This is a genomic window from Pseudomonas sp. B19125 (assembly GCF_044218855.1).
GTDB classification, from domain to species: Bacteria; Pseudomonadota; Gammaproteobacteria; order Pseudomonadales; family Pseudomonadaceae; genus Aquipseudomonas; species Aquipseudomonas edaphica.
Genome location: NZ_CP162589.1, coordinates 3,254,530 through 3,276,025 on the forward strand (window position 1 = coordinate 3,254,530; position 21,496 = coordinate 3,276,025).

Below are 21,496 nucleotides of genomic sequence, written 5' to 3' on the forward strand. Positions count from 1 at the left end.
CGTCATCAGGAGTCACCGGCCCATGCAACACCAGTGGGATGAAATGCACCGCACCCGCAAGCCCACGTTTCTGTTGTGTGGCGAGCCTCAGGGGGATGTGCTCAATCTCTATGTTCACGGTTATTCGGCGTTCTTCAACCGCCAGCAACTGGGCAATTTCACGCAACAACTGGCAAGCATCGAAGGCTCGACCAACCTGATGCTGTTCTGGCCGGCGGGTCACTTTCTGGAAAACCTTTTTGCTCCCTTTAAAGATGTGATTACCGCAATGCTTGGCGGTGGCGGCCTGGGCGCGGCAACCGTGGGTGTGGGCCGTGCGATTGCCTACTTTCTCGACCATTACAAAAGTGTCGAGGCGCGTGTCGATGAAGTGGCCAAGACGCTATTGCCTGAGCTTGCCCATTACCTGCACGGCGAAGCGCTGCCCGTGCGGCGCATCAACCTGATCGGGCATTCCCTGGGCGCGCGTATCCTGGTCAAGAGTCTGCTGGCCAGCCCCGAGGTCGCCCGCCAATTGCCGCTTAACAATGTGTTGCTGATGGGCGGCGCGATCAGTACGTCCAGCCCCTGGGATGAAGTGTCGGCGCCCCTCAAAGGGCGCGTGATCAACTGCTACTCCAGCAAGGACTGGGCGCTTGCCATCAAGCCGGACACCGAGCGCTGCATAGGCCGGTATGCGATCGACGTCACGCCCTCGCTCAAGGCCAAGGTCACCAATGTTCACCTGGCCACCTTCGACCATGCTGCCTACTGGCCGCAGCTGAAAACGGTGGTGCAGTACACCGACCTGCTGCAGGAACGGCGTGGCCTGATCCGCGCTGACCTGCGCAGCAGCGAAGTGCGTTTTGCCGAGGAGGACGTGGAACTGTTCCCCGCGCTGGTGCAGGCGCGGCCGGAGGAGCTTAAGTTTCTGGCTGAGTTGATGGCACAAAAACGCAGTGCCTCGATCGATGCCGATGTACGTGAACCGCTGAAACTGGCCATCGAGCTGCAACGCATGGGCGGTGACAGCTTTATGAACATCGCCCGTGGCCATGGCGTGAGTTATCGCCAGATCGCCGAAGATGTCGCACAGCGGCTGGGCATCAAGTTCGATGGGCCGCTTGAAACCGTGGTGCTGGCAGATATCGAGGCACAGGTCGCGGAAAAACTCATCGAGCAGTACAAGGACAAACTCAGTCGCGCCGACCGCCAGGCCTTCGACGCCGAGCTTAAGGCGGCCGCGCAAAAAGAGCAGGGCCTGTTCAATCGTATCGATATCGGCCGCTCGGCCACCACCGCCCTGAGCGGCACGGCGTTGGCGGGGCTCACCGGGTTTATCTTGCGGCGCGGCGCGGCCACCGCAATTCCGGTGGTGGGCCAGGCGCTGGCGGCGGCGATGTTGCTGGTAACGGGCGTGCGTGCGTTTTCCGGCCCGGCCTATTCGATCACCACCTTGGCGGTCTTGGTGATTGGCGTGATTCGCCAGCGCATGGAGCGCGAAGCGTTGAACCAGGAGATGGACCTGGTGGTGCAAGTCGTCGAAGCGTTCGACTTGCCCCGGGAGACGGTGATGCGCACGGTCGCGTCGGACTGATAAGCTGCGGCCCTGACTTGTGTGTTTGCCTGGGATACCGCGTGAAATTCAGCCTGCCGAAAATCGCCACTGCCCCGTTCTGCCCGCCGGAAGTGGCCGGCTCCGTTATCGTCGACCCCAAGGCCTCGTTTTTCAAACGGGCGCTGATGTTTGCCGGCCCCGGCCTGCTGATCTCCATCGGCTACATGGACCCCGGCAATTGGGCTACCGCCATCGAAGCCGGTTCTCGTTACGGCTACAGCCTGCTATTCGTGGTGCTGCTGGCCAGCCTGGCCGGGATGGCGGTGCAGTGCCTGTGTTCGCGCCTGGGCATCGCCACCGGCAAAGACCTCGCGCAACTGTGCCGTGAGCGCTACAGCAAACGCTCCGCGCGCACGCAATGGGTGTTGGCGGAAATCTCCATTATCGCTACCGACCTGGCTGAAGTCCTCGGTTGCGCCTTGGCGTTTCACTTGTTGCTCGGCGTATCGCTGACGACCGGTATCGTGATCACCGCGTTCGACACACTATTGATCCTGGCCCTGCAAAATCGCGGTTTCCGCCGCCTGGAAGCGATCATGCTGGCGCTGGTTGCAACCATTGGCGTGTGTTTCTTTATCGAACTGGTGCTGATCAAACCTTACTGGCCGGACGTACTCAGTGGCTTTACCCCGTCACTGGCGGCCATCAGCGATGCAGCGCCGTTGTATTTGGCTATCGGTATCCTTGGCGCCACGGTGATGCCGCATAACCTCTATTTGCACACCTCGATTGTGCAGACCCGCCTGATTGGCAAAGACCTCGCCAGCAAACAGGACGCGGTCAAGCTGGCGCGTATCGACACCATCGGCTCCCTGGCCCTGGCGTTGCTGGTCAACGCCGCGATCCTGGTGTTGGCCGCCGCCGCGTTTTACAAGACCGGCCACACCGAAGTGGTCGAGATCCAGGACGCCTATCACCTGCTTGACCCATTGGTGGGAGGCGCCTTCGCCAGCATCCTGTTCGGCATCGCCTTGTTGGCTTCGGGGCAGAGTTCGACCTTTACCGGCACCATCGCCGGGCAAGTGATCATGGAGGGTTACCTCAACCTGCGCATCCCGTGCTGGCAGCGGCGCCTGATCACGCGCGGGCTGGCGCTGATCCCAGCGTTCCTGGGGGTGTGGCTGATGGGCGACGATGCCATCGGCAAACTGCTGATTCTGAGCCAGGTGGTGCTCAGCCTGCAGCTGCCTTTCGCGTTGTACCCGCTGATCCGCATGACTGACGACAAGCAACTGATGGGGCCCTTCGTTAACCGCTTGCCCACGCGGTTACTGGCGTGGTTTCTGTTTGCGCTGATCAGTGGGGCGAATGCGTGGTTGATTGGGCAGTGGTTGTTTTGACTTAAACGTGTGATCGCTCCAACGCGGTCTACACCAGAATTGCCAAGGATGTGTACTGGGCAACCTGCGGATCGGCCGTCAGCAGTTTCATCGGCTCGCTCATGGCTGCCGCAACGATAAGCCGGTCGAACGGGTCTTTATGGTGGTGCTCAAGATCCTTCACTGCAATCGCGTGTTCTGGGGTGATCGGCAATTCGGTGAAACCGCTCTCCAGGCAGTATTCACGAATTTCATCCAACTGCACCTCGAGCTTTCCCAAGCCTACCTTGATCGCCATTTCCCAGAAGGTTGCAGCGCTGACGTAAATCTCAGCAGCGTCTTCAATCAATTTTTTGGCTTTATTGGATAGCCTGGGGTCATCACTCAGTGTCCACAGCAGAATATGGGTATCCAATAGCACCCTCATAAAGGGTTGACCTCAAACGCATCCAGCAGGTCATCGGGTAAAGGCGCATCAAAGTCTTCGGGGATAATGAGCTTGCCTTTCATTGCGCCAATCCGGCGGCCTTTGGCCTTTCCTACGGGGACGAGCTGTGCCATCGCACGCCCATGCTTGGCGATGGTGATCACTTTGCCAGCAGCAGCCTCATCGACCAGCTTTGACAGATTATTTTTTGCTTCACCCAGCGGTACGGTAATCATGTGGCGATCTCCATATTTTGGCCAAATATAGCCAAAATCAGCTGAGCTATCAAAGACGGCATGACGACCGGCTTTAGCCGCGCGTTCAGAGCGCGATTGTTTTTGATAAACGAAACCCATGGCACCTCTCCAAAAAAAGATTGAGCCAAAGTCTGCCTGCCATATGCCGTGTCTGAAATAGTGGCCCGAAAAATCAGAACGAGCCTACTTTTCCCACGAGGATTTTTTACCTTCCAATGCTTTTCCAGTGAGAGGGAGGAGCCTCACCGATCCCAATACGGCACCGCTCCAAAACACTCCACAAAATAATCAATCACCGTGCGCACCTTCAGCGACAGCCGCCGGCTGCCTGGCCACAGCGCGGCAATCTGTTGCGGTTCAAGGGTGGTGGCCACGTCGTACTCCGTGAGTACCGCCTGCAAGGTGCCGGCGCGCAAGCCTTCGCCGATCAGCCAGGACGGAAACACCACCAGCCCAAGGCCTTGTTCCGCCGCGTGGGTGAGGGTGTCGGCGTGGTTGCCGGTGATCGGGCCTTTGACGCTGTAAGGCGTCCAGTCGCCCTGGCCGCGGCGGAAGAACCAGCGCTGCTGGCCGGTGATGCCTTTGTAGGCCAGGCATTGATGGTTGGCCAGTTCTTCGGGGTGGCGCGGCGTGCCATGCCGGGCCAGGTAGGCGGGGCTGGCCGCGAGGCGAAAACGCTGCGGCGCGAAGATGCGCGCCTGCATGCTGGAGTCGTTCAGCACGCCGATGCGAAACAGCAGGTCGGTGCCGTCTTGCAGCGGGTCGACGTAGGTGTCGGTTTGCTGGATATCCAACTGTAGCTTGGGGTAGCGACGGCACAACTCGCCCAGCCACGGTGACAGGTGGCGTTGGCCGAATACCATCGGCGCGTTGATGCGCACCAGCCCGCTGGGTTCGCTTTCCTGCTCTTGCAGGGCCTGGCCGGCGGCCTCCAACTGTTCCAGCATCAGGCGCGCATGACGCCCCAGTAGCCGCCCGGCTTCGGTGGGGCTGACCGCACGCGTATGGCGGTAGAGCAATTGCTGGCCGAGCGCCTGTTCCATCAATTGGATTTGCCGTGAGATGGAGGAGGGCGCCAGCCCTTCGCGACGTGCCACTTCGGAAAAGCTGCCGTGATCCAGCACGGCTACAAACAGGCGCAATGCCTTGAAACTCAGTTCATTCAAACCCTGCATCGTGGCTCCGTGCTGTGCGTAATGCGCAAAGGTGTTGTTTGCATGTTCCCATTTATCGCACAAGACGGCCACCGGATAATGCGCGCCATGTTTCGTTTCTTGACGCGCAGGTGATGTATGCAGGCAAGTTCCATCGAAGGCGTGGCGCAGGCCAGGCCGAAAAAAAACCTTTTGCGATTGCTGCTGTTGCCGCTGGTGATTCTGGCGGGCATGGGCCTGTCGGTTGAGGCCGGCTTGCTCGGGCCATTGGGTGTACAGGTCGGGCATTTGTGGGCAACGTTGAGCATCTTTGGCGTCGGTACGGCGATTCTGTTTTTGCTGCTGCTGTTCAGCGGCGCGCAAAAAGGCCCGGCACTCACCGACCTGCCGCGCTGGCAGTTGATCGGCGGCTTTTTGGGGCCGATGTACGTGGTGGTGCTGACTTTGGCCACGCCGCATATCGGCATCGCCATGACCATGGTCGCGATCCTCTCGGGCCAGGTCGGCAAGAGCGTGCTGATCGACCATTTCGGCTGGTTCGGCACCGCGCGTAAACGGGTCAATGGCGAACGCTGGATTGCCCTGGCGTTGATTGTGGCGGCACTTGTTCTGATTGCACGGGGTTAAAGCGATGAATCTGATTCTGTTGTTGGTACTGGTGATTGCCGCCGGTGCGGTGCTGAGTGTGCAAGCCGCGATCAACGGCCGCCTGGGCCAGACGGTCGGCGTGTTGCGCAGCAGTTTATTGACCTTTGCGGTGGGCGCAATCAGCACGGCGTTGTTGATTTTCTTCTTCGAACCCGCACAGGCCGTGAGCTTGCTGGACGTGCCCAAATGGCAGTTGACCGGCGCGTTGTTTGGCGTGGTGTACATGATGGTCATGGTCGGCGCAGTGCCCGTGGTGGGGACGGCAGTGGCCACGGTGGCGGTGATCGTCGGGCAGTTGGGCATGGGCATGCTGATCGATAACTTCGGCTGGCTGGGCAACCCGGCCATCGAGCTGTCGGGCAGCCGTATCGTGGCAATGCTGCTGTTGGCAGTGGCGCTGGTGTTCATGTACCGCAGCAACAGCCGACTGGCCGATTAACGGCGGTGAACCTTGAAACCTTGCCGGTAGTCACTGCTTAAGGTGCAGCGCCCGTTGCACCTGGACGACCATGCAAAAGGAGTCTGAACATGGCTGATAAAACCTGTGCCTGCCCACACTGCAAATGCGTACTGGGCACCAACGCGGTGATGAAAGACGGCAAGGGCTACTGCTGCCAAGGCTGCGCCGAGCACCATGCGCATGGCGAACCGTGTGCCTCGTCGACCGGTTGCGAGTGCGCCAAGTCTGCCCACGGCTAAAAATCCGCTCGGCTTATCGGGTGGCGGTCATTACCATGGCCGCTCACCCTTGATTGATGTGTGCTTCATGGCCCTGGCCGCGCCTCCCGACCTCACTGATCATGCCGTCCCCGTGCAACCACTGGCGCGCACCTACCCCCGTGGGTTGTATGTGGAGCCACACAGCCACGACTGGGGCCAGTTGCTCTACGCCATGAGCGGGGTGATGTGGGTTGAAACACCGCGCGAAGCCCTGGTAGTACCGCCGCAGCGCGCCGTGTGGTTGCCACCGGGTGTGGAGCACGGGATTCGCGTGGTCTCGGACTTGCAGATGCGCAATATCTACCTGCGCCCAGCCTTGGCGGCGACGCTGGACAGCCAGGTGCAGGTGATTGAAGTCGGCGGGCTGCTGCGTGAGCTGATCGTCACGCTGGTTGATCAAGGCGATAACGGTGATACCGCCTATTACGACGCCGTAGTCGGTCTGGCGCTGTTGGAGTTGCAACGCGCGCGCCGCTCCCAGATCCGCATTGCCATGCCACTGGGGGCGGACCGCCGGTTGATCAATGCCTGCCAGGCAGTGATGGCGGCGCCCTCGCTGGAAATCCCCTTTGAGCAACATGCCGAAGCGGCGGGTGCCAGCGTGCGCACCCTGGCGCGGTTGTTCCAGAACAACCTCGGTATGGGCTTTGCCGAATGGCGCCGTCAGGTGCAGCTAGCCACGGCGGTGGCGGAACTGATCCAGGGCCAGTCGGTGAGCGGCATTGCCCGCTCTTTGGGCTATTCGCCGAGCAGCTTCAGCGACATGTTCCGCCGTGAACTGGGTGTGGCACCGTCGCAATACGTCGGTTGAGGCTTTGGCCGAAATCCTGAAGCACTTGGCCGATGCTTCGGGGGGGTGCTCACTACACTGAGCGCATCAACCCACCCGGCGTAAACCCTATGAACTATCCCCTATGAACTATCTCATTTCCCTCGCCATCGGCCTGTTTGTCGGCGTGATCTATGGTGCCCTGGACTTTCGCTCACCCGCGCCGCCTGCCATTGCCCTGGTGGGGCTGATGGGGATGTTGATCGGCGAGAAGCTCTGGCCCATGGGCCGTGAGCTGGTCAGCGGTTGGTTGTCCTGATTTCTTTTTCCACTTCGATGGATATTGGCCATGAAAGCACTGCAATTTTCCGCCACCGGCGACCTCGCCGCCCTCAGTTTCGTTGAAGTCGACAAGCCGCTGCCGGCTGCCGGTGAAGTGTTGGTCCAGGTTAAAGCGGCGGGTTTGAACCCCAGCGACGTTAAAAACGTACTTGGCCGGTTTCCCTACACGACGTTGCCGCGTATTCCCGGCCGGGACTTTGCCGGTGTGGTGGTGGAAGGCCCGCAGCAACTGGTTGGCCAGGCAGTGTGGGGCACCGGCCGTGACCTCGGCTTTTTTGCCGATGGCTCCCACGCGCAGTACCTCACGGTGTCGGCGAAAGGCGTGGCGCATAAACCGACGCATCTAAGCTTTGCCCAGGCTGCCAGCCTCGGTGTGCCGTACACCACCGCCTGGGATGCGCTGGAGCGCAGCGGTGTCGGCAAAGGCACGCGGCTGCTGGTGATTGGCGCCAATGGTGCTGTAGGCAGCGCGGCGTTGGCGCTGGCGAAAATTCGCGGTGCGCAGGTGCTGGCGGCGGTGCGCAAAGCGGATCAGGTCGAGGCGTTGCAGGCGCAGGGCTTCGACGCGATTGCCCTGGGCCAACCGGACGCATTGGGCGGGCAGGTGAATGCGGTGTTCAAGGGCGGCGCCGATGTGATCTTCGACACCACCGGTTTCTGGCTGCCGGCGGCTGTCGCCGGTTTGGCCCCGTTCGGCCGCATCGCGATCATCGCGGCGCCGGTTGATGGGCATGTGCAGCTGCCGGCGCTGGCGTTGTACCGCAGGGGCGGCTCGGTGGTGGGCATCAATTCATTGCTCTACAACTGCGAGCAATGTGCGGTGATGCTGGAGCAGTTTGGGCGGTTTTTTGATGAGGGTTCGCTGCCGTTGCCGACAGGGTTGCGTGAGCTGGCGTTGGCGGATGGGGTGCAGTGCTACGAGGAAGTCAACAAAGGCAGCGCGGACAAGGTCATCTTCCTGCCTTAATGCGGTTAAAAAGTGTGGGAGCTGGCTTGCCTGCGATGGCGGTCTGTCAGTCAGAGAGTTATTGACTGATCCACCTCTATCGCAGGCAAGCCAGCTCCCACATTTTGATCTTCACCAGGCTTGAGGGTGTGTTCTCGATCGGACGTTTCCCACAAAGGTTTCAGGTTGTCGCTCGGAAGCGGGCTGACTAACCTCACTGGCGTCGCTGCCAATTCAGCGGCCGGATTTGACCGTCTGCCCCCCAAATGTATATGCCGCATCGAATCAGGCGTTTTTTTTACGTCTGCTGTATCGTGTCGCGGCAGCTGTACGCGGGATACCTTAGGGTATGCCGGGCTACTTTGGGACCGGTCGGTCAACCCGCGTATAGCTGCCACCCTATTTCGCTTGACCGCGAAACGTGGCGGCTCCACTCCCGAAGAATTCCACCATGATCAAAGACAGCCCCAACCCCCCAGTCCATCAAGACTACGACACCAGCACCCTGCACGAAGTCGCCTACCGCGCGATCAACCACTATCTCAACCCCGGCAAACCCATTCCTGAATCCAGCGAAGGCATCTTCACCGTGCGCGCAGACTTGGGTACGGAAACCTTGCTGGTCAATGCTTCCCAGGATCTGGCTTCCATCAGTGATATCGCCAACCACCTCGCGTTTGAAATCGAGGGTTCGCAACGCAATGTCGCGCTGGGTATCTGCCGAATGCTGGAAGGTGTGCAACTGCTGGTCGACAAGGCGCTGAATGTAGCCCACCCCGTGACTTAAAAGTGTGGGAGCTGGCTTGCCTGCGATGGCGGTCTGTCAGTCAGAGAGTTATTGACTGACCCATCGCTATCGCAGGCAAGCCAGCTCCCACATTTTGATCTTCACTAGGCTTGAGGGCTGTTCTCGATCGGACGTTTCCCACAAAGGTTTCAGGTTGTCGCTCGGAAGCGGGCTGACTAACCTCACTGCCGTCGCTGCCAATTCAGCGGCCGGATTTGACCGTCCGACTTGTTAACGAATCGCTACGCCCAGTACCAACCTCAGGCGTTTTTTTTATGCCTGAGGTATTGTGTCGCGGCAGTTGTGCGCGGGATACCTTTGGGTATGCCGGGTTCGTTGACAACCGGTCGGTCAACCCGCGTACAGCTGCCACCTTATCCTTGCTTGACCGCGAGCGTTGGCAGCTTCACTTGTCGACGGAATTCCACCATGATCAAAGACAGCCCCAACCCCCCAGTCCATCAAGACTACGACACCAGCACCCTGCACGAAGTCGCCTACCGCGCGATCAACCACTATCTCAACCCCGGTAAACCCATTCCTGAATCCAGCGAAGGCATCTTCACCGTGCGCGCAGACTTGGGCACGGAAACCTTGCTGGTCAATGCTTCCCAGGATCTGGCTTCCATCAGTGATATCGCCAACCACCTGGCGTTTGAAATCGAGGGTTCGCAACGCAATGTCGCGTTGGGTATCTGCCGAATGCTGGAAGGTGTGCAACTGCTGGTCGACAAGGCGCTGAATGTAGCCCACCCCGTAGCTTGAATGGGGGGCTAAGATCGTTCCCACGCTCTGCGTGGGAATGCATCCTGTGACGCTCCGCGTCACCTTGCATCCTCTATGGCGGGACGCGGAGCGTCCGGGGCGGCATTCCCACGCGGAGCGTGGGAACGATCTCAACACAAGGTCGCGCTGGGTATCTGTCGGATGCTGGAAGGTTTGCAACTGCTGGTCGACAAGGCGCTGAATGTAGCCCACCCCGTGACTTAAAAGTGTGGGAGCTGGCTTGCCTGCGATGGCGGTCTGTCAGTCAGAGAATGATTGACTGATCCACTGCTATCGCAGGCAAGCCAGCTCCCACATTTTGATTTTTACTAGGCTTCAGGGACGCCTTTTTCCCAGGCCGACCAGTTCTTCAGGATCGCCTGTACCAGCGGATTGCCCGTGCGGTACAGGTTCTCCAGTGCCGGTACAAACCCACCCTGGTCCGCATACTTCAGCAAGTTGTCCACTTCGCTGTAACCCGGATACGGCCGGTCGAAATCGGAACCGGCGCGTACCACGGCCAAGCGCTGAATATCCACCAACCCTTCTCGGCTGGCGCGCAGCAAGGCTTCATAGGTGGAGTTGTCTTCCTGCTGGGTGGTGCAGTACTCGCCTTTATTGTCGGTGAGCAACTTGGTCCAGACCTCGGCGCGTTCGCTCAGGTGTGTGCCGGAGAACCAGGTGTTGCCCGCCAAAGTGTCGCAGCGTGTGACTTGCGGCGGCTGGTTGGCCGGCGCGGCCGGGTAGTGTTTACGCCAGGCGCTGGATTCCTTGCTTTCGCTCAGCTCTACCTTTTGCGACAGGGCAAACGCCTTGGCCTGCAACTTCGGGTTCAGCTCGAATACTTCGGTCTTGTAGTCCAACGGTGGTTTTTCGTTGGGGCCTTTGGTGTTGATGCCGATGTAACCGGTTGGCCAGTCTTTAGGCGCATCGCGCGAATCCAGCTCCCATTGGGTGCCAAACTCCACCAGGTAATGCGCCCAGGCGGCGGTGCCGATGGTTCCGTGTTTAGGGCTGATGCCGGCGATCCCGGCAATCAGGAAGTAGCTCTGGCGCAGGTCGAACTTGGGCGACAACGCCAGGGCCAGTGTGGACGCGGCGGCGTTGGTTTGGCCCATGCCGGTCACCAGCAGGCACACGTCCTGGGTGTTGCAGCGGATCACCGGGTATTCGGCCGACAGGCCTGGCACACGGACTTCCTGCTTGAGTTCCAGGCGGTCGATCCAGGTTTGCGCCTCGGGGGCGAACATGGTGATCAGCATCACTTTGGGTTTGATCGGCGCCGCAGCATCGGCCAGCACCACGTGGGGCAAAAAGGCCAGGCCGATGGCCATCGAGAGACGGGTAAGCATGTTCATCTATAGCTCCTTGATCAGAATTGGTAACCGACACCGGCGTAGTAGCCCCAGCCATCCGAGCGGGCGCGGAAGTTGCCTTCGCCAAAATTCAGCTCGCTGCCATCCTCCCAGTTGCCGCCGTTGTGGAAGTAACGACCGACCAGGGTGAAGCGCAGGTGGGTGAACGAATACAACAGCACGTTGGTGGCCACCAATGAATTGGCGGTGCGCGCCGGGTTGTCCTTGTGCAAGTCCGAGCCGAAATCGTAGTTGGTAAAGCCGATGTAGGTCAGCGAGGCACCGTTATCGAAGCTGCTGATGGGCACGATGTACTTCATTTGCGCACGATAGCCGTCCCACGAGTATTCGTTGCTCGCGCCGTAGTTTTCCCACTGGTAGCGCCCATAGAAGTTGGCCGACAGGTTGACCCGCGAATGAGTGTCGATGTCGGTGCCCAGGCCGCTGTACAAGGTGTTGGCGCGGTTGGACTTGTTACTGCCGTGGTCGTAGATCCAGTCAAAGGCTACATACCATTCCTTGAACGGACCGATGGCCAAACTGCGGCCGGCCAGGTAGTCGATGGAGATACGCGGCTCATGCTCCATAAATACCGGCGAACCATGGTCCCACGCGCCTTTGTCATTACTGTTACCGATGCCGAGGATTTTCGGCACGTCGATATAGCCATACAGCTCGAACGGGCCTTTGCGGCCGAAATACTCGTATTCCAGGTACACATCATCCTGCGGCTTGGGGCCGAAGCTGATGTCTTTGCTGCCGATCAGGGTCAGGTCCTGGTTGAACCAGTCCGACATGTACACGCCTTTTTTTACCGGGCTGGCTTCCGGGCTTTTGGTTTCAGGGCTGAGGGTTTCGCCCTGTGCTGAGTCATCGGTGGGTTTTTGCTGCGCCAAAATGGGGGCGCTGAGTACTCCCGTAACGGCGGCCAGTAGCAAGGAAACACCAAAACAAGCGGGACGCCTTGAGGTGAGGTGCATTGAAAATCCCTATTCTTACGCGGTTGGAACCCGTTTCTGCGGGTGGTGGTGAACTTGGCGGCCAAGTTCGTTCCGCAAACGTTTGCACGTGGCGTACCAACTTTGCTCAAAGGGTTGAGCAGTATGGAAAAAACAGGGATTAGTCGACCTTTTGGTCAAAATTGGCTGGGTGTCAATTTCTCGATGCGGTTGAATAAATGCATCGCGGTTTTGCGTCGATACTCGCTCGGCGTCTGGTGCATCTCGATGCGAAAGTGCCGGTTGAAGTTGGACAGGTTGGCGTAGCCCACTTCAAAGCAGATGTCCGCCACTGACATGTCGCTTTGCAGCAACAGGCGGCAGGCGCGTTGCACGCGGAACTTGCGCATCAGGTCTATAAACCCGTGACCGGTGTTGCGTTTGAAGAAGCGTGAGAAGCCGGGTTCGCTCATCTGCAGTTGCTGGGCGATGACCGAGAGGCGCAAGTCGCCGGTCAGCTCGCGCATCAGGTAATCGAAGGCTTTGTTGATGCGTTCGGCGCTGCGCGCATCCAGGGTTGGCGCGTAGCAGGGGCTGGCCAGCGCCTTTACCTGCGGCTGGGGTGCATTCTTTAGCGTGTCGAGCAGTTGCAGGAACAGGATCAACCGTTGCAGGCCTTGGGCGTTGCCGATGGCTTCCATCAACCCGGCTGCCTGTACAGCGGTCTCGCCAGTAAATTCAAGGCCGCGCCGGGCCTGTTCGAACAGCGGTTGCAAGTCGCCGAGTTCCGGCAGGGTTTTGCGCAGCGCGAGCAGGGCGGCGCCGTCGAATTGCAGCACCACGTCGCGGCCAGTCAGGTATTCGCCAGGGGCCAGGTCGCCGATCCAGTCGTGGGGCAGGTCGGGACCGATCAGCGCCACATGCCCGGCGCTGAACGCACCGATATAGTCGCCCGCTACCAACTTGCCACTGCCTTGGCGGATCAGGTGGATCTCAAACTCGGGGTGGTGGTTCCAGCGCGCCAGGTCATACGGGTAGTCATGTTCGAACCAGCGAAAACAGTGGTCCGGCTCGGGCAGGATCACTTCGAGTTCGGCGGGGCGATGTTCGAATAGTTTGTCGCGGCTGACGGGCACGGTGATGCCTCTTATACATTGGATAACGCCAAAATACGCGTAGCGGCAATCAGTGCGCTACCCCCGGTTTTGCCCGGCACTGATACTTTTTTGACTTTCAAGTGCGGGTTAAAAAAGTATCAGCAGCGCATTCGCCATTCGTTTGTGAGGCCTTGACCAAGCTGCTGTAATCGCAACTCAACAACAAAAACAACAGGTGGATACCGCCATGCTCAAGCTTCCACACGCACTGTTCCTGCTGACTGGCCTGGCGCTGGCCATGCCCAGCTACGCCGGCGACACCGTGACCATCGCCACAGTCAACAACAGTGACATGATCCGCATGCAGCGCCTGTCCAAGGTGTTCGAGCAGCAGCACCCGGACATCAAGCTCAATTGGGTGGTGCTCGAAGAAAACGTGCTGCGCCAACGCCTCACCACCGATATCGCCACCCAGGGCGGGCAATTCGATGTGCTGACCATCGGCACCTACGAGACGCCATTGTGGGGCGCCAAACACTGGCTGGAACCGCTGACCGAACTGCCTGCCAACTATGACGCCGAGGATATTTTCCCTTCGGTGCGCCAAGGCTTGTCGGTCAACAACACCCTGTACGCGTTGCCGTTTTATGGTGAAAGCACGGTCACCTACTACCGCACCGACTTGTTCAAGCAAGCGGGGCTGAGCATGCCTGCGCACCCGACCTGGACTCAGCTCGGTGAGTTTGCCGCCAAACTCACGGTAAAAGATAAAGACCAATACGGCATGTGCCTGCGTGGCAAAGCGGGTTGGGGCGAGAACATCGCCTTGTTGAGCACCATGGCCAACGCTTTTGGCGCACGCTGGTTCGACGAACAGTGGAAGCCGCAGCTGACCAGCCCTGAATGGACGGCCGCCGCCAACTATTACGTCAACACCCTGAAAAACTACGGCCCGCCAGGCGTCTCCAGCAACGGCTTCAACGAAACCCTGGCGCTGTTCAACAGCGGCAAGTGCGCGATCTGGGTGGATGCCAGCGTCGCCGGCTCGTTCACCACCGACAAAACCCAGAGCAAAGTGGCCGACAGTGTAGGGTTTGCCGCCGCGCCGACCGAAGTCACCGACAAAGGCTCCTCCTGGCTCTATGCCTGGTCCCTTGCCATCCCGGCCACGTCCAAACACAAGGACGCCGCCAAGGCCTTTATTGCCTGGGCCACCTCCAAGGACTACATCCAACTGGTCGCCGACAAAGAAGGCATCACCAACGTACCACCGGGCACTCGCCAGTCCACCTACAGCGAGGCTTACCTGAAGGCCGCGCCGTTTGCCCAGGTGACGCTGGAAATGATGAAACACGCCGACCCTGCGCACCCGTCGGCCCAGCCGGTGCCGTATGTGGGCATTCAGTACGTGACCATCCCGGAATTCCAGGCCATCGGCACCTCGGTGGGCAAGCTGTTCTCGGCGGCGCTTACCGGCGGCATGACGGTTGACCAGGCGCTGCTTGAGGCTCAGTCCACCACCGAACGCGAAATGAAACGCGCCGGTTACCCTAAGTAAACAGGACTTCCTTATGAAACGACTCGAAGGTAAAAGCGCGCTGATCACCGGATCGGCGCGCGGTATTGGCCGCGTCTTTGCCCAGGCTTATATCGCTGAAGGCGCAACGGTTGCCATTGCCGATATCAACCTGCAACGCGCGCAGGCCACAGCCGCCGAACTGGGGCCACTGGCTTACGCGGTCGCGATGGACGTCACGGATCAAGCCTCCATCGACGGCGCGATTGCCACCGTGGTGGCCCATGCCGGCAAACTCGATATCCTGATCAACAACGCCGCACTGTTCGACTTGGCGCCCATCGTCGATATCACTCGCGACAGCTTTGACCGGCTGTTTTCGATCAACGTCGGCGGCACGTTGTTCACCTTGCAGGCCGCGGCCCGCCAGATGATCCGCCAGGGCCACGGCGGCAAGATCATCAACATGGCCAGCCAGGCGGGGCGGCGCGGCGAGGCATTGGTGGCGGTGTATTGTGCGACCAAGGCGGCGGTGATCAGCCTCACGCAGTCAGCGGGCTTGAACCTGATCAAGCAGGGTATCAACGTCAATGCCATCGCGCCGGGCGTGGTGGACGGCGAGCACTGGGATGGCGTGGATGCGCTGTTTGCCAGGCATGAAGGGCTGGCGCCTGGCGAGAAGAAACAACGGGTTGGGGCCGACGTGCCGTTCGGGCGCATGGGCACGGCTGAGGATTTGACCGGCATGGCGATCTTCCTGGCCTCCAAAGATGCCGATTACATCGTGGCCCAGACCTACAACGTCGACGGCGGTAACTGGATGAACTAGGTCAAGTGTGGGCCTGGCTTGCCTGCGATGGCGGTCTATCAGTTGCAGTCTTGCTGCCTGACCCACCGCTTTCGCAGGCAAGCCAGCTCCCACCTTTGATCTTTGAGCTTCTTGGACGGCAACACTGTGCTCAAAAAAGTAAACAAAGTGTTTGTGGAGGCAGCCGTCCCTCATGTCTACTTTTACCTGCACCTCACAGGAGTGCCGCCATGCCCCTTGCGATAACTGCCATTGCCTCATTCGACGTCGACCCTCAAAAGAGTTTCACGCCGCTGTGCCCCAATGAACTGCCGGTGGCCGGTGGCGACCAGATCGGTGCCGAACTCAACTACATGGCCAGTCTTGCCGGTTACCGTGTCGGCAGCAAAGACGCCCATACCCCGCAAGCACCGTGGGTGGTCACGCAACCTGGCGACATGCTCAAACCCACCGGCCTTGAGCATGCCGACCTTACCTGGCTCAGTCATTGTGTGCCGGGCACTGAAGGCTTCACCTTGCTCGACGAATTACCCACCCCGTATGACTACGACTACTTCATCTGGAAGGGCGTTGAACCCGACCTGCATCCCTATGGCGCCTGTTACCACGACCTGCACGACAAGCTGTCCACGGGGGTTATCGAGTACCTCAAGGCCCAGGGCGTGCGTCGCGTGATCGTGGGTGGCCTGGCCCTGGACTTCTGCGTCAAGACCACCGCCTTGCAACTGCTCAAGGCTGGCTTGGAAGTGGTTCTGCACCTGCCGGCGTGCCGAGGCATCAGCGAGGCGGGTGGTGCGGCGGCGGTAGAGGAGTTGCTCAATGCCGGTGCAGTCATCAGCCGTAGTCGCGAAGAGCTGAGCGCGATGGCCACGCGCTAACTGCAGGCCCGGTAACGTGCTGTGCCGGTGTTTCGCGGCTAGAGCGGTAGTTCTGCGCGTTAAAAAATGAGACGCGTCCTACATCACTCGCTGGGAGTTACTGATTACCCTCTACGCTTTTGCACAAGCGGCCTTGTCTGGCCGGGGGGCGCTATCGCGTGAGGGAGTCAACTGCAAACCGTGTTGCCCGGTTCCTGCCGGAATTTATGCTTATGGTCGTTGTAAGCCTGCTTTCAGGCGGGGCCGCTACCTTTCTGGCGAGCACCACCTATTTGCGCCGCCTTGGCCCGGCGATGCAAACCGGATGTACCGTTGCGCTGTTGCTGGGCTTGATGATTTTATCTGGCCTTGGCCATTGGATGCTGGCACGCGGGCGCGTTGCTTCCACTGGATGGCATACCGGCTATTTTGTCCTCTGCTTGATAGTGGTGACCCCGACCATTCAATACCGGCCCCACGCGCTGGCTTATCTGTTGGGGGTTGTGTTTCCACTGCTGGGAATACTTCTGCTAAACACTTACCGCTATCACGACATGCGACTGAAACTGGCAAACATTCGCTGCCCGTAGCTCCCGCGCAGTCACGCGGGAGCACACCAGGCCTGCCCGCTACCGCTCGATCGAGCGGCTCCACCGCGCATTCCACTCCGGCCGCGCCTGGTTCACCTGGTCCCAATCAATCGAAATCGCTGTCTGCAAGTAACCTTGCATGGCCTCCACCCGCGCGCGGGTTTTGTCGGTGGTTGGCGTAGTCGGATTCGACGGGATCTGGTCACCTTCTTCCAGCGCCGGCGCCTGGGCTTGGGCGGTCAGCAAGAAGGCCGCAAGTTTCTGTGCCAGTTCCGGCTGGTCATTACGCGCAATCACGCATTCGGCCACGTTGAGCACCACTGCGCCTTCCTTGGGCTGGGAGTATTCCATCGGGATGCCGAGCAATTGCTGCGTGGTGACCTGGGTTGGGGTGAGCGGGAAGATCGCCGCTTCGTCGGTCTGTACCATCTCGGAAATCTTCGCGGAACTGGCGATGTATTCCAGCACGTTGGGGCCGATGGTTTTTGGCCAGGCCTTGAAACCTGGCTCCACGTTGGTTTCGGAGCCGCCCTGGATGCGGTTGAACATCAAGAAGCCGTGCAGGCCGAAGGTGGAAGAGGCCAGCGATTGGAACACCACTTTGTCCTTGAATCGCGGATCGGCCAGGTCCATCCATGAGGTGGGCGCGGCCCAGCCTTTTTCCTTGAACATCTTGGCGTTGTAGCCCAGGCCCGTGACGCCCAGGGTCACGGCGACCGCTTCATCCTTGATTTTGGCCTTGGCCGGGATTTGGTCCAGGGTCGGGTTGGGTGTGAGTTTGTCGCACAGGCCCATGGAAATGGCGCGGTACATGATGCCGTCGTCGAGGAACATCACGTGCATCTGCGGGTTGTCTTTGTTGGCCTGGACCTTGGCGAGGATGTCCGACGAGGTGCCGGGCACAATCACCACCTTGACGTTATTGGCCTTCTCGAACGCGGGCAGCACCTTGTCGGCGTACACCCGTTCCATGGTGCCGCCGTTCATGCCCAAGTATAGCGTTGGCGCGGCATGGGCGGTGGCGGTGAGCAAGGCGAGGGGCAAGCAGGACAGCGCGATACGTGGGTTCATGGGTTTTTCCTCTCAGGCTTGGAAACGACGAATGGAAAACGCTTCGATGGGTTGGCGGCTGGCGCCTGTGCAGACGATCTCTGCCAGGGCTTCACCGACGGCGGGGCCGAGCTGGAACCCGGCGCCGGCAAAGCCGAAACCGTGGAGCAGGCCAGGTTGGGTGCTGCTGGGGCCGATCACCGGTTCATGATCGGGTAAGTAACCTTCGGTGCCGCTCCAGGTACGAATCGCCTGGGCACCCTTGAGAAACGGGTACAGTTCGCCGGCATTGCGCAGAATCTCCAAAACTGCCGCTTGCCCAGGGCGCGCCGTCAGCGGGCCAAGGGCAAAACCACGGCCGCCGCCGAGGATGCAATTGCCACGGGCGACCTGCCGTGCATAAATCCCGCCGCCTTCAACGCCGGTGCTCACGTTCATCACCACTGGCAGCGGCTCGGTCACCAGCATCGCCGGGTGTGCCGAGGTAATCGGCACCGGCTCGCCAAATTGCGCGGCAACCGTACCGGCCCAGGCGCCCGCGCAGTTCAGCAACCACGGCGCGTGCAGGTGCTGGCCATTGGCGCAGCGCACCTCAAAGCACTGGCCGTCATGTTCGATCTGAGTCACTTCGGCCTGCTCGTGCACCGCCGCGCCAAGGCGCTGCGCCGCACGGGCGAAAGCGGGCGACACCAGGCGCGGGTTGGCATGCCCGTCTTCAGGGCACAGCGAGGCGCCCACCGCGATATCCCCGATCCAAGGGAAGCGAGCGCGCAGTTCGGTGTAATCCAACAACTGCAAGCCCAGGCCAAAGCCACGGGTCTGTTCGGCATAGGCTTGCAGCGCGGCGAAATCCCCATGGCTGCGCGCCAGTTTCAAATGCCCGGACCGCACATACTCGCCGTCGATGCCGATCAACCCCGGCAGGTCGGCCCACAGTTCATGGGCGCGTTGTGACAGTGGCAGTTGATGCAAGGGGCGGCCCTGGCGGCGCACACCGCCGTAATTCACGCCGCTGGAGTGCGAGCCACAAAAGTCTCGCTCCACCAAGGCCACACGCTGGCCTTTTTGCGCGAGCATCAACGCCGCCGAGGCGCCGACGATGCCACCACCCAACACGATCACGTCGATCATGGCTGCACCTGCACACCAAACGGCAGCGGCTTGATCGGCGCCTGACCGCGCAGGCGGCCAACGTCTTGTATGGCGCGACCGCTGCGTTCGGCCACAACCTCTGCTGCCGCCAGCCCACACATGCGGCCCTGGCAGCGGCCCATGCCGACCCGGCAATGGGCTTTGACCCGGTTGATTTCCCAGTGGCCTTCATCGACGACGGCGCGCACGTCGCCGACGCTGACTTCTTCGCAGCGGCACAGGATTAACTCATCCGGCGCCTGTGCAGCCCATTGCTCGGGGAAAGGGAACGCAGTTTCCAGCCCATGGCGAAAGCGCTGGATACCCGCCAGTTGCTGCTCAAGCAGCGCTGGGCGAAGCGGATCGATGGCGACGCCTGAATCTTCCAGTACCGCCAACGCCGCACGTTCACCGGCCATCTGCGCGGCATCGGCGCCCATGATCCCGGCCCCGTCACCGGCCAGGTACACGCTGCTGACGCTGCTGCGCCCGGCACTGTCGCGCTGTGGCAGCCAGGCGCGATTCAAGCTGTTCCAGGCAAATTCACAGCCGAGCAAATCCGCCAGTTGCGTCTCGCTGCGCAACGCATGGGCGAACGCCACGGCATCGCATTCCACTACGTGCTTATCCCAGCGGATGCCACGCACCCGTTGCTCGCCGTCGATTTGCTGGAGCGTCGCGCCCTGATACACGGGAACCCCATGGGCAGTGAGCCAGGCACGGTAATAAATGCCTTTGGCCAGGGTCGCCGGTTGCCCCAGCAGCGCCGGCAAAGCACGGCACTGGGCACTGAACGGCGCGCTGTCGAGCACCGCCACCACCTTGGCCCCGGCCTTGGCGTATTGGTACGCGACCAGATACAGCAACGGCCCGCTGCCACACAAGGCCACGCGTTCTCCGATGGCGCAGCCCTGGTATTTCAACGCGATTTGCGCAGCGCCAAGGCTGTAGACACCAGGCAAGGTCCAGCCGGGCACCGGCAGAATGCGGTCGGTGGCGCCGGTGGCGACGATAATCTGCGCGTACTCCACGCTTTCGGCGTAGCCGTTAGTCAACATATCCAGGCGACCGTCCTCGGCATTCCACACCAGGGTTTCGGGCCGGTAGTCGATCAGCGGCGCCAACTCATCCAGTGTGCGGTGTACGGCCGTAGCCTTGCCCGCCTCAAAGCCATACAGTTGCTTGGCCGAGCGCTGAAAATTAGCCGGTTGGCGCCGGTAAATCTGCCCGCCGCCGCGCAGGCTTTCATCCACCAGGCAAGGCTTGACGCCATGGTCGAGTAAGGTGCGCGCCGCGCTGATGCCCGCCGGGCCTGCGCCCACAATCACGATCGGTTTCATGCCTGACGCCCCGGATCGCGGCTGATCGCCTGGCCCTCTTGCAGCAGCGTCGAGCAAGCCCGCACACGGCGCCCATCCTCCAGCCGCACCCAGCAGTCCTGGCACGCGCCCATCAGGCAGAAACCGGCGCGGCGTTCGGCGCTGAAATCGCTGCCGCGCAGGTGCTCGGCGCAGGTCAATATGGCGGTGAGCAACGTGTCGCCCAGCAAACCGGTGGCCGGTTGCCCGTCGAGGGTGAAGGCCAGGGCAGGGCGCCGGGTTTCGGCCAAGCGTTTGAACAAGGCCATCAATGTTTCCCCACCAGTACGCGGTCCAGGCCATACACCCGGTCGAGCAGGACCATGGTGGCTGCGGTGAGTGCAATGACCAGCGCCGAGACCGCCGCCATCATCGGGTCGATGGACTCGGTGGCGTACACGTACATGCGCACCGGCAGGGTTTGCGTGGCTGGCGAGCTGACAAAAATAGACAGCGTCACTTCATCGAAACTGTTGATGAACGCCAGCAACCAGCCGCCGGCCACGCCCGGCAGAATCATCGGTAAGGTGATTTGACGGAACAGCGTGAAGCGCCCGGCACCCAGCGATTCGGCGGCTTGCTCGGCACTGCGATCAATCCCGATGGCCGCCGCCAGCACCAGGCGCAGCACATACGGCGTGATGATCACCACGTGCGCCAGCATTAGCCAGGTGAAGCTGCCATTGACGCCCATCAGCGCAAAAAGACGCAGCATCGCCACGCCCAGCACCAGGTGCGGGATGATGATCGGCGAGAGGAACAACGCGCTGAAAAAGTTGCGCCCCGGGAACTGATAGCGGCTGATCGCCAAGGCGGCGGGCACTGCAATCAACGTGGCCAATGTGGCGGCGGTAAACGCCAGGATCAGGCTGTTGTAGAACGCCTGGATAAAGTCGGCACGCTCGAACACCGCGCGAAACCAGCGCAGCGAAAAGCCCGAGGTGGGCAGGCTCAAGGTGTTTTCCGGGGTGAAGGCCACCAGGCACACCACCACCAGCGGCGCCATCATGAACAGCACCACCACACCATGAAAACCGAGGGCCAAAGGACCGTTTCTGGACATGC

Annotated in this window: 25 protein-coding genes; 14 read left to right on the forward strand and 11 right to left on the reverse strand. The window is 60.6% G+C overall.

Going from position 1 to position 21,496, the window contains the following annotated elements:
- The first annotated feature begins 22 nt into the window (after positions 1-22).
- Together AB4P96_RS14895 and AB4P96_RS14900 are read left to right on the forward strand one after the other, a co-directional pair.
- Positions 23-1,576: a DUF726 domain-containing protein gene (locus tag AB4P96_RS14895; protein ID WP_017139625.1), complete on the forward strand. Its 1,554-nt coding sequence runs from the start codon at positions 23-25 to the stop codon at positions 1,574-1,576.
- 41 nt (positions 1,577-1,617) lie between these two features.
- A complete protein-coding gene (locus AB4P96_RS14900; protein ID WP_017139624.1) occupies positions 1,618-2,937 on the forward strand; it encodes an Nramp family divalent metal transporter in 1,320 nt (439 codons plus the stop codon).
- Positions 2,938-2,965: 28 nt separating this feature from the next.
- Here AB4P96_RS14900 and AB4P96_RS14905 read toward each other — a convergent pair whose 3' ends face one another.
- From AB4P96_RS14905 to AB4P96_RS14915, 3 genes are all read right to left on the reverse strand, one after another.
- The gene (locus tag AB4P96_RS14905; protein WP_026013886.1) at positions 2,966-3,343 is read right to left on the reverse strand and encodes a type II toxin-antitoxin system VapC family toxin; all 378 of its coding nucleotides are present in this window, start codon (positions 3,341-3,343) and stop codon (positions 2,966-2,968) included.
- Entirely contained in the window at positions 3,340-3,699 is a 360-nt protein-coding gene (locus AB4P96_RS14910) for a type II toxin-antitoxin system Phd/YefM family antitoxin (RefSeq protein WP_099549267.1), read from the reverse strand. Before AB4P96_RS14910 ends, AB4P96_RS14905 begins: the two co-directional genes overlap by 4 nt.
- Positions 3,700-3,842: 143 nt before the next feature.
- Positions 3,843-4,775, reverse strand: a complete 933-nt coding sequence (locus AB4P96_RS14915) for a LysR family transcriptional regulator (protein WP_017139621.1) — start codon at positions 4,773-4,775, stop codon at positions 3,843-3,845.
- A gap of 117 nt (positions 4,776-4,892) precedes the next feature.
- Between AB4P96_RS14915 and AB4P96_RS14920 the strand changes: the two genes are divergently transcribed.
- The 8 genes from AB4P96_RS14920 to AB4P96_RS14955 all read left to right on the forward strand — a co-directional run bounded on the left by AB4P96_RS14920 (position 4,893) and on the right by AB4P96_RS14955 (position 9,731).
- Entirely contained in the window at positions 4,893-5,381 is a 489-nt protein-coding gene (locus tag AB4P96_RS14920) for a DMT family transporter (protein WP_017139620.1), read from the forward strand.
- 4 nt (positions 5,382-5,385) lie between these two features.
- Complete coding sequence (locus AB4P96_RS14925) at positions 5,386-5,841, forward strand: DMT family transporter (protein WP_017139619.1); 456 nt, start codon at positions 5,386-5,388, stop codon at positions 5,839-5,841.
- Positions 5,842-5,930: 89 nt separating this feature from the next.
- Positions 5,931-6,101: a metallothionein gene (locus tag AB4P96_RS14930; protein WP_017139618.1), complete on the forward strand. Its 171-nt coding sequence runs from the start codon at positions 5,931-5,933 to the stop codon at positions 6,099-6,101.
- Between the two features lie 67 nt (positions 6,102-6,168).
- The gene (locus AB4P96_RS14935; protein ID WP_170039749.1) at positions 6,169-6,933 is read left to right on the forward strand and encodes a helix-turn-helix transcriptional regulator; all 765 of its coding nucleotides are present in this window, start codon (positions 6,169-6,171) and stop codon (positions 6,931-6,933) included.
- 103 nt (positions 6,934-7,036) lie between these two features.
- Positions 7,037-7,210: a DUF1427 family protein gene (locus AB4P96_RS14940; protein ID WP_017139616.1), complete on the forward strand. Its 174-nt coding sequence runs from the start codon at positions 7,037-7,039 to the stop codon at positions 7,208-7,210.
- 30 nt (positions 7,211-7,240) lie between these two features.
- Positions 7,241-8,200, forward strand: coding sequence for a zinc-binding alcohol dehydrogenase family protein (locus tag AB4P96_RS14945; protein WP_395600959.1), 960 nt, complete (start codon positions 7,241-7,243; stop codon positions 8,198-8,200).
- 430 nt (positions 8,201-8,630) lie between these two features.
- A complete protein-coding gene (locus tag AB4P96_RS14950) occupies positions 8,631-8,966 on the forward strand; it encodes a DUF6124 family protein (protein WP_200433701.1) in 336 nt (111 codons plus the stop codon).
- Between the two features lie 429 nt (positions 8,967-9,395).
- Positions 9,396-9,731, forward strand: a complete 336-nt coding sequence (locus AB4P96_RS14955) for a DUF6124 family protein (protein WP_099549271.1) — start codon at positions 9,396-9,398, stop codon at positions 9,729-9,731.
- A gap of 329 nt (positions 9,732-10,060) precedes the next feature.
- Here AB4P96_RS14955 and AB4P96_RS14960 read toward each other — a convergent pair whose 3' ends face one another.
- The 3 genes from AB4P96_RS14960 to AB4P96_RS14970 all read right to left on the reverse strand — a co-directional run bounded on the left by AB4P96_RS14960 (position 10,061) and on the right by AB4P96_RS14970 (position 13,160).
- Positions 10,061-11,089, reverse strand: coding sequence for a purine-nucleoside phosphorylase (locus tag AB4P96_RS14960; protein ID WP_395600960.1), 1,029 nt, complete (start codon positions 11,087-11,089; stop codon positions 10,061-10,063).
- Positions 11,090-11,103: 14 nt separating this feature from the next.
- Positions 11,104-12,066, reverse strand: a complete 963-nt coding sequence (locus AB4P96_RS14965) for a nucleoside-specific channel-forming protein Tsx (RefSeq protein WP_017139612.1) — start codon at positions 12,064-12,066, stop codon at positions 11,104-11,106.
- A 155-nt stretch (positions 12,067-12,221) separates the two neighbouring features.
- On the reverse strand, positions 12,222-13,160 hold the full coding sequence (locus tag AB4P96_RS14970; RefSeq protein WP_395600961.1) for a helix-turn-helix domain-containing protein: 939 nt from the start codon (positions 13,158-13,160) through the stop codon (positions 12,222-12,224).
- Positions 13,161-13,419: 259 nt separating this feature from the next.
- On the opposite strand from AB4P96_RS14970, the gene AB4P96_RS14975 reads away from it, so the two are divergent.
- The 4 genes from AB4P96_RS14975 (at position 13,420) to AB4P96_RS14990 (ending at position 16,892) form a co-directional block, all read left to right on the forward strand.
- On the forward strand, positions 13,420-14,679 hold the full coding sequence (locus AB4P96_RS14975; protein ID WP_395600981.1) for an ABC transporter substrate-binding protein: 1,260 nt from the start codon (positions 13,420-13,422) through the stop codon (positions 14,677-14,679).
- A 13-nt stretch (positions 14,680-14,692) separates the two neighbouring features.
- The gene (locus tag AB4P96_RS14980; protein WP_177032469.1) at positions 14,693-15,466 is read left to right on the forward strand and encodes an L-iditol 2-dehydrogenase; all 774 of its coding nucleotides are present in this window, start codon (positions 14,693-14,695) and stop codon (positions 15,464-15,466) included.
- A gap of 209 nt (positions 15,467-15,675) precedes the next feature.
- On the forward strand, positions 15,676-16,323 hold the full coding sequence (locus tag AB4P96_RS14985) for a nicotinamidase (protein WP_099549275.1): 648 nt from the start codon (positions 15,676-15,678) through the stop codon (positions 16,321-16,323).
- A 212-nt stretch (positions 16,324-16,535) separates the two neighbouring features.
- On the forward strand, positions 16,536-16,892 hold the full coding sequence (locus AB4P96_RS14990) for a hypothetical protein (protein ID WP_017139607.1): 357 nt from the start codon (positions 16,536-16,538) through the stop codon (positions 16,890-16,892).
- A 39-nt stretch (positions 16,893-16,931) separates the two neighbouring features.
- On the opposite strand, the gene AB4P96_RS14995 is transcribed toward AB4P96_RS14990, so the two are convergent.
- From AB4P96_RS14995 to AB4P96_RS15015, 5 genes are read right to left on the reverse strand one after another with little or no spacing between them, the layout of a single operon-like run.
- Positions 16,932-17,963 (reverse strand): ABC transporter substrate-binding protein, encoded by a 1,032-nt coding sequence (locus AB4P96_RS14995; RefSeq protein ID WP_395600962.1) that lies wholly within the window; start codon positions 17,961-17,963, stop codon positions 16,932-16,934.
- A 12-nt stretch (positions 17,964-17,975) separates the two neighbouring features.
- Positions 17,976-19,073 carry an NAD(P)/FAD-dependent oxidoreductase gene (locus AB4P96_RS15000; protein WP_395600963.1) on the reverse strand — a complete coding sequence of 366 codons (1,098 nt, stop codon included), beginning with the start codon at positions 19,071-19,073 and terminating at the stop codon, positions 17,976-17,978.
- Positions 19,070-20,413, reverse strand: coding sequence for an FAD-dependent oxidoreductase (locus AB4P96_RS15005; RefSeq protein WP_395600964.1), 1,344 nt, complete (start codon positions 20,411-20,413; stop codon positions 19,070-19,072). Before AB4P96_RS15005 ends, AB4P96_RS15000 begins: the two co-directional genes overlap by 4 nt.
- Complete coding sequence (locus tag AB4P96_RS15010) at positions 20,410-20,700, reverse strand: (2Fe-2S)-binding protein (RefSeq protein WP_017139603.1); 291 nt, start codon at positions 20,698-20,700, stop codon at positions 20,410-20,412. Before AB4P96_RS15010 ends, AB4P96_RS15005 begins: the two co-directional genes overlap by 4 nt.
- Positions 20,700-21,494 (reverse strand): ABC transporter permease, encoded by a 795-nt coding sequence (locus AB4P96_RS15015; protein ID WP_099549278.1) that lies wholly within the window; start codon positions 21,492-21,494, stop codon positions 20,700-20,702. Before AB4P96_RS15015 ends, AB4P96_RS15010 begins: the two co-directional genes overlap by 1 nt.
- Positions 21,495-21,496: the final 2 nt, after the last annotated feature.

Excerpts from the sequence above, each read along its gene's own strand:
- AB4P96_RS14895 (WP_017139625.1), top strand. The coding sequence starts at position 23 with ATGCAACACCAGTGGGATGAAATGCACCGCACCCGCAAGCCCACGTTT.
- AB4P96_RS14905 (WP_026013886.1), bottom strand. The coding sequence starts at position 3,343 with ATGAGGGTGCTATTGGATACCCATATTCTGCTGTGGACACTGAGTGAT.
- AB4P96_RS14910 (WP_099549267.1), bottom strand. The coding sequence starts at position 3,699 with ATGGGTTTCGTTTATCAAAAACAATCGCGCTCTGAACGCGCGGCTAAA.
- AB4P96_RS14915 (WP_017139621.1), bottom strand. The coding sequence starts at position 4,775 with ATGCAGGGTTTGAATGAACTGAGTTTCAAGGCATTGCGCCTGTTTGTA.
- AB4P96_RS14920 (WP_017139620.1), top strand. The coding sequence starts at position 4,893 with ATGCAGGCAAGTTCCATCGAAGGCGTGGCGCAGGCCAGGCCGAAAAAA.
- AB4P96_RS14925 (WP_017139619.1), top strand. The coding sequence starts at position 5,386 with ATGAATCTGATTCTGTTGTTGGTACTGGTGATTGCCGCCGGTGCGGTG.
- AB4P96_RS14930 (WP_017139618.1), top strand. The coding sequence starts at position 5,931 with ATGGCTGATAAAACCTGTGCCTGCCCACACTGCAAATGCGTACTGGGC.
- AB4P96_RS14935 (WP_170039749.1), top strand. The coding sequence starts at position 6,169 with ATGGCCCTGGCCGCGCCTCCCGACCTCACTGATCATGCCGTCCCCGTG.
- AB4P96_RS14940 (WP_017139616.1), top strand. The coding sequence starts at position 7,037 with ATGAACTATCTCATTTCCCTCGCCATCGGCCTGTTTGTCGGCGTGATC.
- AB4P96_RS14945 (WP_395600959.1), top strand. The coding sequence starts at position 7,241 with ATGAAAGCACTGCAATTTTCCGCCACCGGCGACCTCGCCGCCCTCAGT.
- AB4P96_RS14950 (WP_200433701.1), top strand. The coding sequence starts at position 8,631 with ATGATCAAAGACAGCCCCAACCCCCCAGTCCATCAAGACTACGACACC.
- AB4P96_RS14955 (WP_099549271.1), top strand. The coding sequence starts at position 9,396 with ATGATCAAAGACAGCCCCAACCCCCCAGTCCATCAAGACTACGACACC.
- AB4P96_RS14960 (WP_395600960.1), bottom strand. The coding sequence starts at position 11,089 with ATGAACATGCTTACCCGTCTCTCGATGGCCATCGGCCTGGCCTTTTTG.
- AB4P96_RS14965 (WP_017139612.1), bottom strand. The coding sequence starts at position 12,066 with ATGCACCTCACCTCAAGGCGTCCCGCTTGTTTTGGTGTTTCCTTGCTA.
- AB4P96_RS14975 (WP_395600981.1), top strand. The coding sequence starts at position 13,420 with ATGCCCAGCTACGCCGGCGACACCGTGACCATCGCCACAGTCAACAAC.
- AB4P96_RS14980 (WP_177032469.1), top strand. The coding sequence starts at position 14,693 with ATGAAACGACTCGAAGGTAAAAGCGCGCTGATCACCGGATCGGCGCGC.
- AB4P96_RS14985 (WP_099549275.1), top strand. The coding sequence starts at position 15,676 with ATGCCCCTTGCGATAACTGCCATTGCCTCATTCGACGTCGACCCTCAA.
- AB4P96_RS14990 (WP_017139607.1), top strand. The coding sequence starts at position 16,536 with ATGGTCGTTGTAAGCCTGCTTTCAGGCGGGGCCGCTACCTTTCTGGCG.
- AB4P96_RS14995 (WP_395600962.1), bottom strand. The coding sequence starts at position 17,963 with ATGAACCCACGTATCGCGCTGTCCTGCTTGCCCCTCGCCTTGCTCACC.
- AB4P96_RS15000 (WP_395600963.1), bottom strand. The coding sequence starts at position 19,073 with ATGATCGACGTGATCGTGTTGGGTGGTGGCATCGTCGGCGCCTCGGCG.
- AB4P96_RS15005 (WP_395600964.1), bottom strand. The coding sequence starts at position 20,413 with ATGAAACCGATCGTGATTGTGGGCGCAGGCCCGGCGGGCATCAGCGCG.
- AB4P96_RS15010 (WP_017139603.1), bottom strand. The coding sequence starts at position 20,700 with ATGGCCTTGTTCAAACGCTTGGCCGAAACCCGGCGCCCTGCCCTGGCC.
- AB4P96_RS15015 (WP_099549278.1), bottom strand. The coding sequence starts at position 21,494 with ATGTCCAGAAACGGTCCTTTGGCCCTCGGTTTTCATGGTGTGGTGGTG.